This is a genomic window from Streptomyces sp. NPDC051173, from assembly GCF_040689515.1.
Lineage (GTDB): Bacteria > Actinomycetota > Actinomycetes > Streptomycetales > Streptomycetaceae > Streptomyces.
The window spans coordinates 47,483-59,163 of sequence record NZ_JBFBBD010000005.1 but is presented as its reverse complement, the minus strand read 5'-3'; the positions used below and the strand labels follow the sequence as shown (position 1 = coordinate 59,163).

Here is an 11,681-nt window from a genome sequence, read left to right as displayed (position 1 = left end):
GCGAACGGGTGCGCGGGTTCTCCATAGATCTGCGCACCCGCCCTCGTCAGGACGCATGAGCGTGAAACTGACTGGTACGTGCAAATTATTTGGGATGGCCCGGTATCGGAACACCGGGCCATCCCTGCTCGTTGTCACGACGTGAGCACGACACCACCTGTTCTCGCCGCAGAGCTGGCGCAGGCGTGGGCCGACATTCAGCGGTACCACCCCGAGCTGCCGGATCTAGCCGCGCCCGAATCGTTGATCGGAGAATCGTCGTCCGCCTGCGGCGCCGAGCTCTCCTTCGAACGGCTGCTGCACGAGGCAGTGCACGGCATCGCGGCCGCCCGCGGTGTCCGTGACACCTCTCGTGCGGGCCGCTACCACAATCGCCGGTTCCTGGCGATCGCCGAGGAGCTGGGCCTCGACCACGGGGACGAGCCGCATCCCAGCAGCGGCTTCTCGCTGGTCGTGCTCAACCCGGAGGCGCGCAAGCGCTACCGCCCCACCATCGAGAGACTCCAGCGCGCCCTGAAGGCGCACACGGTCGCCACCACCGCCGACACCTCGCGCACCTTCCGGGGTCCGGCGGCGCGGCACGGCTCCTCCGGCGGGGGAGTGCGGGTCAAGGCGGTGTGCGATTGCGGGCGCAATGTCCGCGTTGTGCCTTCCGTGCTCGCGCAGGCGCCGATCATGTGCGGCGGCTGCGGGCAGCCCTTCCGCATCCCCGAGGCCGTATCGGTCGGCTGACCTGGAGCGGTGTGGCACAATGGGACGCTGTACTCGACAGTCGCATAGGACCCCTCTCTCCTCCGGCTGACGCGTCCATCGGGCACCCCGAGTACCGCAACCCCACGTGGCATCTCGTTGTGCCCAACCACGTCAAGACCAGGAGACACCACTCCAGTGGCAGTCAAGATCAAGCTGAAGCGTCTGGGCAAGATCCGTGCGCCTCACTACCGCATCGTCGTCGCCGACTCCCGTACCCGCCGTGACGGCCGGGCCATCGAGGAGATCGGTCTGTACCACCCGGTGCAGAACCCCTCGCGCATCGAGGTCAACGCCGAGCGTGTCCAGTACTGGCTGAGTGTCGGCGCGCAGCCGACCGAGCCCGTCATGGCCATCCTCAAGGTCACCGGCGACTGGCAGAAGTTCAAGGGTCTGCCGGCCCCGGCCCCGATGCTCCTCCCCGAGACCAAGGAGGACAAGCGTCGCGCGTTCGACGAGTTCGCCAAGGGTCTCGAGGACAGCGCCGCGAAGGGTGAGGCCATCACCCCGAAGGCCAAGAAGTCGGAGAAGAAGGACGAGGCCGCCGCGGCCGAGTCCGCTGAGTCGACCGAGGCCTGAGGATGCTCGAGGAGGCCCTTGAGCACCTCGTGAAGGGCATCGTCGACAACCCCGACGAGGTGCAGGTCGCGTCGCGTAACTTGCGGCGCGGGCGCGTGCTGGAGGTCCGGGTCCACCCCGACGACCTCGGCAAGGTGATCGGCCGTAACGGCCGCACCGCGCGCGCACTGCGCACCGTCGTGGGCGCCATCGGCGGCCGTGGTATCCGCGTCGACCTCGTCGACGTGGACCAGGCCCGCTGAGAAGCGATTGAGCACCGGCACGGGCCGGGAGGGGCTTATGGCCCCTCCCGGCCCGTTGTCGCGTTCGCTCGTCGTGTTCGTACGGAGAAGCAGAGAAGGAACGGCATGCAGCTGGTAGTCGGCAGGATCGGCCGCGCCCATGGGATCAAGGGTGAGGTCACCGTTGAGGTGCGCACGGACGACCCGGAGCTGCGGCTCGGGCCGGGCGCCGTGCTGGCCACGGACCCCGCCGGAGTGGGCCCGCTGACCATCGAGACCGGGCGGGTGCACAGCGGTCGGCTGCTGCTGCGCTTCGCCGGCGTCAAGGACCGTACGGGCGCCGAGGCGCTCCGCAACACGCTCCTGATCGCCGAGGTGGACCCCGAGGACACCCCCGAGGACCCCGAGGAGTTCTACGACCACCAGCTGATGGACCTCGACGTCGTCACCGCCGACGGCACCGTGATCGGCCGGATCACGGAGATCGCGCACCTGCCCTCGCAGGACCTCTTCATCGTGGAACGGCCCGACGGCGCCGAGGTCATGATCCCCTTCGTCTCCGAGATCGTCACGGAGATCGACCTCGACGCGCAGCGTGCGGTCGTCGACCCGCCGCGCGGCCTGATCGACACCGAGCAGGCCGAGGTCGCGAGCTCCCGCGACGCCGAGGCCGAGGGCGACGGCGCCCAGGGCGAGGACACCACGGCGAAGGGTGACGCGTGATGCGGCTCGACGTCGTCACGATCTTCCCCGAGTACCTGGAGCCGCTGAACGTCTCGCTCGTCGGCAAGGCCCGCGCGCGCGGGCAGCTGGACGTCCGCGTCCACGACCTGCGGGACTGGGCGCACGACAAGCACAACACCGTCGACGACACCCCGTACGGCGGCGGTCCCGGCATGGTGATGAAGCCCGAGCCCTGGGGCGAGGCGCTCGACTCCGTCATCGCCTCCGGGGAGGGCCTGCCGACCCTGGTCGTGCCCACGCCCAGCGGCAAGCCGTTCACCCAGCAGCTCGCCGTCGAGCTGTCCGAGAAGCCGTGGCTGGTCTTCACCCCCGCCCGCTACGAGGGCATCGACCGCCGTGTCATCGAGGAGTACGGCGACCGCCTCGACGTGCGCGAGGTCTCCATCGGCGACTACGTGCTGGCCGGCGGCGAGGCGCCCGTGCTGGTGATGGTCGAGGCCATCGCCCGGCTGCTCCCCGGCGTCCTGGGCAACGCGGAGTCCCACCGGGACGACTCCTTCGCCCCCGGCGCCATGGCCGACCTCCTCGAAGGCCCCGTCTACACCAAGCCGCCCGAGTGGCGCGACCGCGGTATCCCGGACGTCCTGGTGAGCGGCCACCACGGCAAGATCGCCCGCTGGCGCCGTGACGAGGCGTTCCGGCGCACGGTCGCGAACCGGCCCGACCTGATCGAGCGCACCGACCCGGCGGCCTTCGACAAGAAGGACCGCGAGATGCTCTCGATCCTGGGCTGGGGCCCGGGCCCCGACGGCCGATTTGGGCGAGTGGCCCTGGACGTGGAAGAATAAGCCGTTGCCTTGCGCCCGGCGCGCGCCCCTGCCACAGGGGGACCGACGCCCGCCCGGCCCATCGGCAGCATTCCGACTTCAGCACGAGTTCCGCTGATGACCTGTGGCATCAGCGAGGAAGTAGACGAACATGTCCAGCCTGCTCGACAACGTCAACGCCGCGTCCCTGCGCACCGACGTCCCGGCCTTCCGTCCGGGTGACACCGTGAACGTCCACGTTCGCGTCATCGAGGGCAACCGCTCCCGCATCCAGCAGTTCAAGGGTGTCGTCATCCGCCGCCAGGGCGCGGGCGTCAGCGAGACCTTCACGGTCCGCAAGGTCTCCTTCTCCGTCGGCGTCGAGCGCACCTTCCCGGTGCACAGCCCGATCTTCGAGAAGGTCGAGCTGGTGACCCGCGGTGACGTCCGTCGCGCCAAGCTGTACTACCTCCGTGAGCTCCGCGGCAAGGCCGCGAAGATCAAGGAGAAGCGCGACAACTGAGCTTCCGTCCGGAGTCCGGGCCAGGCCGGATAAGCTTTCGGCTCGATGGACACCGACGCACAGCTTTCGGAGCGCGACCGCTCTCCAGAACCCGCACAGGGGGAGGAGCAGGGGTCGCGCTCCTCGCGTTTTCCCGGGGAGACGCGTCCGGCGGAGATATCCGGCCGGAGTCGGGCGGAGCGGATCAGGGACTGGCTCAAGGGCGGCGGGCCGCTGCGCAAGGCGGGCCTGTTGCTGACCGCCTGCATGGTCTTCCTGCTGCTGCTCAGCAGCTACGTCGTCCAGCCCTTCCTGATCCCGAGCGGATCCATGGAGAACACGCTCCAGGTCGGCGACCGGGTGCTGGTCAACAAGCTCGCCTACAGCTTCGGTGACGAGCCGAGCCGCGGTGACGTGGTGGTCTTCGACGGCACGGGTTCGTTCGTCCAGGACGCGCCCTCGGAGAACGTGATCACCGGGCTGATCCGCAAGGGGGCATCGTCGGTCGGCCTGATGAGCCCGGGGCGGACCGACTACGTCAAGCGCGTCGTGGGCGTCGGCGGCGACCGGGTCACCTGCTGTGACACCCGCGGCCGGCTCCAGGTCAACGGCCGGCCGATCGACGAGCCGTATCTCTTTCCGGGGGACACGCCCTCACGCGTGCCCTTCGACATCGTCGTGCCACCGGGGAAGCTCTGGGTGATGGGCGACCACCGGAGCGCCTCCCGCGACTCGCGCGATCACCTGGGCGAGCCGGGCGGCGGCACGGTCCCGGTCGGCCGGGTCGTCGGACGCGTCGACTGGATCGGCTGGCCGTTCGGACGGCTCACCTCACTGCGCGGGCCGGACGCCTTCGCCGACGTACCGGAGCCGGCCGCGGCCGGGCGGCGGCATGGGTAGCAGGGGGCGTACGCGTCCACCGCGCCCGCCGGACACCGGGGGCCCGGCCGCGGAGCAGGCGGGCGCGGAGACGGGCGGGCGCGCGGCGCGGCGGAAGGCGGCGCGGCGGGTCACACGGCGCCGGCGGAGGTCCGCGGTCAAGGAGGTGCCGATCCTCATAGCGGTGGCCCTGCTGATCGCCCTGGTGCTCAAGACGTTCCTGCTGCAGGCGTTCGTGATCCCGTCCGGCTCGATGGAGCAGACGATCCGGATCGGCGACCGGGTGCTGGTCGACAAGCTGACCCCGTGGTTCGGCTCCAAGCCCGAGCGGGGCGACGTGGTGGTCTTCAAGGACCCCGGCGGGTGGCACACGGGGGAGGGGACCACGGCCGGGCATGACCCGGTGGGCATCAAACAGGGCAAGCAGTTCCTGACCTTCATCGGGCTGCTTCCTTCAGCGAAAGAGCAGGACCTGATCAAGCGGGTGATCGCCGTCGGCGGTGACACGGTCAAGTGCTGCGACAAGAACGGCAAAATCACAGTCAACGGAACACCGCTCGACGAGCCCTATATCCACCCGGGAAACCCGCCCTCACAGATCGAGTTCTCCGTACGGGTCCCGGCGGGGCGCCTTTTCGTCATGGGCGACCACCGCTCCGATTCGGCCGATTCCCGCTACCACTTGACGGAGGCCGGGCAGGGCACCGTCCCGGAGAGCCTTGTGGTGGGGCGGGCGATGGTCATCGCCTGGCCGTTCGGCCACTGGCGGAGCCTGTCCGAACGGGACACCTTCGCATCGGTCGGGGACGCGCCGCGTACGGGAGCGCGAGCGGGCGCTTCGCCGAATAGTGTGTCCCTCATGGATCAGGACGGATTGATCCAGCTCCCGACCCCTGCGGAACTCCCGCTCGTTATGGGAGTGGTGGGCCTGCGTCGTATGTACGACAGGCGGCAGAGTGGAGAGAGGAGCGGATGTGGGGGACTTGGCGGTCGGCGCACGTTCCGGTCATGGAGAGCCCGAGAAACGACCCGGAGGGACCGATGAGTCACCCGGGGGCGGTGCGCCGGAGGATGCCGCCTCGTCCCAGGCGGCCCGGTCGGCCCAGGCGTCCCGGGACGCGGCGGACGGACCGGTGAATTCGGAGCACGTCGACGCGGCACCCGGCGAGGACGCCGAGGAGCCGGGCGGACGACAGCCCAAGAAGCAACGATCCTTCTGGAAAGAGCTGCCGATCCTCGTCGGCATCGCCCTGTTGCTCGCCCTGTTCATCAAGACTTTCCTCGTCCAGGCGTTCTCGATTCCTTCCGATTCGATGCAGAACACCCTCCAGCGGGGCGACCGGGTGCTGGTGGACAAGCTGACGCCGTGGTTCGGGTCCAAGCCCGAGCGGGGCGAAGTGGTCGTCTTCCACGACCCGGGCAAGGGCGACCAGAGCTGGCTCGGCCCCGATACCCCGCAGCAGAATTCCGGTCCCGTCGGGCGCGGTGTGCAAAAGGTCCTGAGCTTCATCGGCCTGATGCCCTCGGCCGAGGAGAAGGACCTCATCAAGCGGGTCATCGCGGTCGGCGGCGACACCGTGGAATGCCAGGGCCAGGGCGGTCCGGTGAAGGTCAACGGCAAGGCGCTCGACGAGAAGTCGTACATCTTCCAGGGCAACTCCCCGTGCGACGACAAGCCGTTCGCGCCGGTGAAGGTCCCCAAGGACCACATCTGGGTGATGGGCGACCACCGCCAGGACTCGCTGGACTCCCGCTACCACCCGGACCTGTACAACGGCACGGTGCCGGTGAAGGACGTCGTGGGCCGCGCCTTCAGCGTCGCCTGGCCGATCGACCGCTGGTCCTTCCTCTCGGTGCCCGGCACCTTCGACCAGTCCGGCCTGAACGCCGCCGCAGCGGCGACACCCGCCGCGCTCGGCCTCGCGGGCGCGGTGCCGCTGGTGCTGTGGCGCCGCCGCCGGATCATCGGGAAGACCGGGCCGAAGGGCTGACTGGCGTCCGTACCGCCCGGTAAGGTGCGATCCCATGCCCGAGGGCATGCGGAATCCGATCTTTACGGGGGCGGGAGCCGGTATGAGCGCAGCGGGACGTGACGACGACGGCCGCGGCCGCGCGGGCAGGGTGCTGTCCGGGCTGGCCGTGGCCGTCGGCTGTGTGCTCTTCCTCGGCGGATTCGTCTGGGGAGCCGTGCTCTACCAGCCGTACACCGTCCCCACCGACTCGATGGAGCCGACCATCGCGCGCGGCGACCGGGTGCTCGCCGAGCGCATCGACGGCAGCGAGGTGCGGCGCGGGGACGTCGTGGTCTTCAAGGACAAGGTCTGGGGCAATGTGCCCATGCTCAAGCGCGTCGTCGGCGTCGGCGGCGACAAGATCGAGTGCTGCGACCGGCAGGGCCGGATGACGGTCGACGGCAAACCGGTCGACGAGACCTATCTGGCGGCCGGGAGCCCGGCGTCGATCATGCCCTTCTCGGCCACCGTGCCCGAAGGGCAGCTCTTCCTCATCGGCGACCACCGCACGACCTCGATCGACTCCCGCTCCCACCTGTCCGACGCCACGCACGGCGCGGTGCCCGCCTCCGCGGTGAAGGGACGGGTGGACGCCATCGCCTGGCCGATGGGCAGCTGGGGGATGATGGACAGGCCTCGGACGTTCGACGCGCTGCCGGGCGGCACGTCCCGCCCCGGGCCGCTGCCCCTGGTGCTGGCCTCGGTGATCGCCGGCGCGGTGCTCATCCTGGCCGGCGCGGCGTACGGACCGGTGGCGCGGCGTCTGGCGCCGCGGGGCGGGGCCGGACGGAACGGCGGCTCCGGCGGTGCGGGAAGCGGGAAGGGAGTGACAGCGGGTGTCGGGTGAGGTGCTGCTGTCCGAGGCTCCGGAGACGGAGCCGCGCAGAGCCGCGCGGGTCGTCCTGCTCGACCCGGAGGACCGGGTGCTGCTCCTCCACGGCTTCGAGCCCGACGACCCCGCCACCACCTGGTGGTTCACACCGGGCGGCGGGCTGGAGGGCGACGAGACCTGGGAGCAGGCGGCCCGCCGGGAGCTGGCCGAGGAGACCGGGGTCACCGACATCGAGCTGGGCCCGGTGCTGTGGCGGCGCAGCTGTTCCTTCCCCTTCGACGGGCGCCGCTGGGAGCAGGACGAGTGCTATTACCTGGCCCGCACCCGGCAGGCCGCGGTGTGGACCGGAGGCGGTACGGAGCTGGAGCGGCGCAGTGTCACGGGGCTGCGCTGGTGGACGTGCGGGGAACTCCTCGCGACCCGTGAGACGGTGTATCCGACCAGGCTCGCCGAGCTGCTGCGTACGCTGCTCGACGAGGGACCCCCGTCTGCGCCGGTGCTCCTGGAGACGGAGCGGGCCTGACGCACAATAGGGGGACGCACGGCTGAAGGGGAACATGCCATGAGCGCCGAGGACCTCGAGAAGTACGAGACCGAGATGGAGCTGAAGCTCTACCGGGAGTACCGCGATGTCGTCGGTCTGTTCAAATACGTGATCGAGACCGAGCGGCGTTTCTATCTCACCAACGACTACGAGATGCAGGTGCACTCCGTCCAGGGCGAGGTCTTCTTCGAGGTCTCGATGGCCGACGCCTGGGTGTGGGACATGTACCGGCCGGCGCGGTTCGTCAAACAGGTGCGGGTGCTCACCTTCAAGGACGTGAACATCGAGGAGCTCAACAAGAGCGACCTCGACCTCCCGGGTGGCTGAGTTATCCACAACCGGCGGGTTATCCACCAAGATCCAACAGCGGGGCGTGGTCGCGGCACAGTCGGTGCCGGAGGTGGTGACCATGCTTCGATCACAACGGCCCGCGGGGCCGGGGAAGCCCGCCGTGCCGACGGGACGGTCGGGGGCTTCGAAGCCTGCCGGACCGCGCGAGGGACTGGCGCGCCAGGCACTCGGCCGCTACGGCGAGGAGCTGGCGGTGCGTCGGCTCACGGAGGCCGGGATAAGGATCCTGGACCGCAATTGGCGCTGCAGGGACGGCGAGATCGACATCGTCGCGTCGGACGGTGACGCCCTGGTGGTCTGCGAGGTCAAGACCCGGCGCGCGGGCTCCTACGAACACCCGATGGCCGCGGTCCGCGCCGTGAAGGCCGGCCGGCTCCGCAGGCTCGCCGGGCGCTGGCTGGAGAGACACGGTGGGCCGCCACCGCCGGGCGGGGTGCGGATCGATCTCGTGGGTGTGGTCGTCCCAGGCCGGGGAGCCCCCTTCGTGGAGCACGCCAAGGGGGTGGCCTGATGGCGTTCGCGCGTACGTGCTCGGTGGCCCTGGTCGGCGTCGAGGGCGTGGTGGTCGAGGTCCAGGCCGGTCTGGAGCCCGGCATCGCCGCCTTCACCCTGGTCGGCCTGCCTGACAAGAGCTTGCAGGAGAGCCGCGACAGAGTGCGCTCGGCCGTGGTCAACTCCGCGGCGGAGTGGCCGCAGAAGAAGCTGACGGTGGGGCTCAGCCCGGCATCGGTCCCCAAGGGCGGCAGCGGCTTCGACCTCGCGGTGGCCTGCGCGGTGCTGGCCGCCGCCGAGCGGATCGACCCCCGCCAGATCGCCGACCTGGTGATGATCGGCGAGCTCGGTCTCGACGGCCGGGTCCGGCCGGTCCGCGGGGTGCTGCCCGCGGTGCTCGCCGCCGCCGACGCGGGCTATCGCCAGGTGGTCGTCGCCGAGCAGACGGCCGCGGAGGCGTCCCTGGTGCCCGATGTCTCGGTCCTCGGAGTCCGCAGCCTGCGCCAGCTGATCGCGGTGCTCTCGGACGAACCCGTGCCGGAGGAGCCGGACGAGGAGGGGCGGCCGGACCCGGTCCTGGCGGGTCTGTCGGTCGCCGGTGCAGGGTTCGGCACGGGCGTGCTCTGCGGGGTCGGCGCCGCGCGCCACGTCCCGGACATGGCGGAGGTGGCGGGCCAGCACCTCGCCCGCAAGGCCCTGGAGGTCGCGGCCGCGGGCGGTCACCACCTCTACCTCAAGGGCCCGCCGGGCGCGGGCAAGACGATGCTGGCCGAGCGGCTCCCCGGCCTGCTGCCGCCGCTGACGTCCCAGGAGGCCCTGGAGGTCACGGCGGTGCACTCCGTCGCCGGTGTCCTGCCACCCGGCAAACCGCTGGTGGACACCGCGCCGTACTGCGCTCCCCACCACTCGGCGACGATGGCGGCCCTCGTGGGCGGCGGCGTCGGCCTCCCACGGCCCGGCGCGGTGTCCCTGGCTCACAAAGGCGTGTTGTTCCTGGACGAGGCCCCGGAATTCAGCGGCCGGGCGCTGGATGCCCTACGGCAGCCGCTGGAGGCGGGCCATGTCGTGGTGGCCCGCTCGGCGGGCATGATGCAGATGCCCGCGCGGTTCCTGCTGGCCCTCGCCGCGAATCCCTGTCCTTGCGGGCGGCACTCGCACCTGGGGGAGGAGTGCGAGTGCTCGCCGACCGCGATCCGCCGCTATCAGGCCAGGCTGTCCGGCCCGCTGCTGGACCGGGTCGACCTGCGGGTCAGGGTGGAGGCGGTGACCCGGGCCGAACTCACCGGCCGGGACGGGGCGGAGAGCACCGAGACGGTGGCCGCACGGGTGCGCGAGGCACGGGAGCGCGCCGCCGCCCGGTACCGGGCCACCCCGTGGAGCACCAACGGCGAGATGCCGGGTCATGAGCTGCGGACCCGGTGGCACCCGCTCCCAGGAGCCCTCGCCGAGGCCGAACGGGACATGGAGCGCGGCCTGCTGACGGCCCGGGGCCTCGACCGGGTCCTCAGGGTCGCCTGGACCGTCGCCGACCTCGCCGGACACGACCGCCCGGACGCCGAGGACGTGGCCCAGGCCCTCCATCTGCGGACCGGTGTCGTCAGAGGGGTCCCGGCCGAGGCGGGAGCGAGGTGATGCGCGGCCGCCGGAGAGCGGGGGAAGTGCCGGGCGGCGGGGGCGGACCGGGGGCCGGGCCCGGGCCGGGGAGCCCGGAGGCGGCACCGCCGGAGCCGGAGGAGCCCGCACCCGGCCTCGGGGAGCGGCTCGCGCGCGTGGCGCTGACGCGGCTCACCGAACCGGGGGACGAGAAGGTGGGGCGGTGGCTGCGCGAGCTGGGCGCCGAGGAGTTGGTGCGGGGACTGACCGGAGCGGGACCGCCGCCCCCGGGTGCCGGGAAGGAGCGGCTCGCGGGGTGCGGGGCGCGGGCGGCGGCGCTCGACCCGCGCCGTGACCTCGGCATCGTCGCCGGACTGGGCGGCCGCTTCCTCTGCCCCGGTGACCGGGAATGGCCCGCCCAGCTGAACGATCTCGGCGACGCCCGGCCCGTCGGCCTCTGGGCGCGGGGCGAGGCCGACCTCCGGCTGTGGGCCCTGCGGTCCGTCGCCGTCGTCGGCGCCCGGGCCTGCACCGACTACGGCTCCTATGTCTCGGCCACCCTCGGCACCGGACTCGCCGAGCTCGGCTGGGCGGTCGTCTCCGGCGCCGCCTACGGCGTGGACGGCGCCGCCCACCGAGGAGCCCTCGCCGTCGGCGGGGCCACCATGGCCGTGCTGGCCTGTGGGGTGGACGTGCCCTATCCACGCGGGCACACCGAGTTGATCGGCAGGATCGCGGAACAGGGTCTGGTGCTGGCCGAGTTGCCACCCGGTGGCCATCCGACGCGCAGTCGCTTCGTCCTGCGCAATCGTGTCATCGCGGCGTTGACACGGGGGACGGTGGTCGTGGAGGCGCAGTACCGCAGTGGATCCCTGGTCACGGCGCGGCGCGCCCGGGATCTCGGCCGCCACACGATGGGCATTCCCGGCCCCGTCACCTCGGGGCTCTCGGCGGGCGTCCATGAACTCCTGCGCGAGGGCGCCTGCCTGGTGACCGACGCGGCCGAGATCGCCGAACTGGTCGGCGGAATGGGCGAGCTCGCCCCCGAGCGGCGCGGCCCCGTCGTGCCCCGGGACCTGCTCACTCCCACGCTGACCGCGGTGCTCGAAGCGGTGCCGGGAGGAGCGGGCGGGGACCGCGAGCTCATCGCCCGCAACGCGGGCCGTAGCCGGGACCGCACCCTTCACCACCTCCACGAACTCCAGGCCCTCGGCTTCGTCGAACGCTGCGGTGATCACTGGAAGTTGACCTGCCCCGCGTCAACATCCGGCACCGGCAAGCCCCCCGGACGGCGCCCCTCCGTGCGGCGAGGCGGTTCTTGACCTGGGGCGATCGGGTGAAAGGGTTAAGGGGGTGACCGCGGGAGCCGATACGGCCGACCCGCCGCGACCGCCGGGCGACCTCCGGCAGCCGCACTTCGGGAGCGCGGCCAGGGA

The 11,681-nt window shown here is 71.4% G+C and carries 15 protein-coding genes; all 15 read left to right on the top strand.

Annotated features, from left to right (window positions below; translation table 11 throughout):
* Window positions 1-141 precede the first annotated feature (141 nt).
* Entirely contained in the window at window positions 142-732 is a 591-nt protein-coding gene (locus tag AB0435_RS05015) for a hypothetical protein (protein ID WP_361525204.1), read from the top strand.
* A gap of 156 nt (window positions 733-888) precedes the next feature.
* Window positions 889-1,329: a 30S ribosomal protein S16 gene (gene rpsP, locus AB0435_RS05010; protein ID WP_366005891.1), complete on the top strand. Its 441-nt coding sequence runs from the start codon at window positions 889-891 to the stop codon at window positions 1,327-1,329.
* Window positions 1,330-1,331: 2 nt separating this feature from the next.
* Window positions 1,332-1,571: an RNA-binding protein gene (locus AB0435_RS05005; RefSeq protein WP_189890004.1), complete on the top strand. Its 240-nt coding sequence runs from the start codon at window positions 1,332-1,334 to the stop codon at window positions 1,569-1,571.
* 105 nt (window positions 1,572-1,676) lie between these two features.
* On the top strand, window positions 1,677-2,273 hold the full coding sequence (gene rimM, locus AB0435_RS05000; protein WP_366005892.1) for a ribosome maturation factor RimM: 597 nt from the start codon (window positions 1,677-1,679) through the stop codon (window positions 2,271-2,273).
* On the top strand, window positions 2,273-3,082 hold the full coding sequence (gene trmD, locus AB0435_RS04995; protein WP_366005917.1) for a tRNA (guanosine(37)-N1)-methyltransferase TrmD: 810 nt from the start codon (window positions 2,273-2,275) through the stop codon (window positions 3,080-3,082). The genes rimM and trmD overlap by 1 nt, the downstream gene beginning before the upstream one ends.
* Window positions 3,083-3,212: 130 nt before the next feature.
* Window positions 3,213-3,563 (top strand): 50S ribosomal protein L19, encoded by a 351-nt coding sequence (rplS, locus tag AB0435_RS04990; protein WP_168096161.1) that lies wholly within the window; start codon window positions 3,213-3,215, stop codon window positions 3,561-3,563.
* Window positions 3,564-3,608: 45 nt separating this feature from the next.
* Window positions 3,609-4,442 (top strand): signal peptidase I, encoded by an 834-nt coding sequence (gene lepB, locus AB0435_RS04985; RefSeq protein WP_366005894.1) that lies wholly within the window; start codon window positions 3,609-3,611, stop codon window positions 4,440-4,442.
* On the top strand, window positions 4,435-5,466 hold the full coding sequence (gene lepB, locus AB0435_RS04980) for a signal peptidase I (protein ID WP_366005895.1): 1,032 nt from the start codon (window positions 4,435-4,437) through the stop codon (window positions 5,464-5,466). The genes lepB (AB0435_RS04985) and lepB (AB0435_RS04980) overlap by 8 nt, the downstream gene beginning before the upstream one ends.
* Window positions 5,405-6,412 carry a signal peptidase I gene (lepB, locus tag AB0435_RS04975; protein WP_366005918.1) on the top strand — a complete coding sequence of 336 codons (1,008 nt, stop codon included), beginning with the start codon at window positions 5,405-5,407 and terminating at the stop codon, window positions 6,410-6,412. The genes lepB (AB0435_RS04980) and lepB (AB0435_RS04975) overlap by 62 nt, the downstream gene beginning before the upstream one ends.
* 82 nt (window positions 6,413-6,494) lie before the next feature.
* Complete coding sequence (gene lepB / locus AB0435_RS04970) at window positions 6,495-7,280, top strand: signal peptidase I (protein WP_366005896.1); 786 nt, start codon at window positions 6,495-6,497, stop codon at window positions 7,278-7,280.
* The gene (locus AB0435_RS04965; protein ID WP_366005897.1) at window positions 7,270-7,788 is read left to right on the top strand and encodes an NUDIX hydrolase; all 519 of its coding nucleotides are present in this window, start codon (window positions 7,270-7,272) and stop codon (window positions 7,786-7,788) included. The genes lepB (AB0435_RS04970) and AB0435_RS04965 overlap by 11 nt, the downstream gene beginning before the upstream one ends.
* A gap of 39 nt (window positions 7,789-7,827) precedes the next feature.
* Window positions 7,828-8,136, top strand: coding sequence for a DUF2469 domain-containing protein (locus AB0435_RS04960; protein ID WP_009714730.1), 309 nt, complete (start codon window positions 7,828-7,830; stop codon window positions 8,134-8,136).
* Between the two features lie 82 nt (window positions 8,137-8,218).
* Window positions 8,219-8,671, top strand: coding sequence for a YraN family protein (locus AB0435_RS04955; protein WP_366426210.1), 453 nt, complete (start codon window positions 8,219-8,221; stop codon window positions 8,669-8,671).
* Window positions 8,671-10,284 carry an ATP-binding protein gene (locus AB0435_RS04950; protein WP_366426209.1) on the top strand — a complete coding sequence of 538 codons (1,614 nt, stop codon included), beginning with the start codon at window positions 8,671-8,673 and terminating at the stop codon, window positions 10,282-10,284. The genes AB0435_RS04955 and AB0435_RS04950 overlap by 1 nt, the downstream gene beginning before the upstream one ends.
* Window positions 10,285-10,421: 137 nt before the next feature.
* Window positions 10,422-11,567, top strand: coding sequence for a DNA-processing protein DprA (dprA, locus tag AB0435_RS04945; protein WP_366005900.1), 1,146 nt, complete (start codon window positions 10,422-10,424; stop codon window positions 11,565-11,567).
* Window positions 11,568-11,681 lie beyond the last annotated feature (114 nt).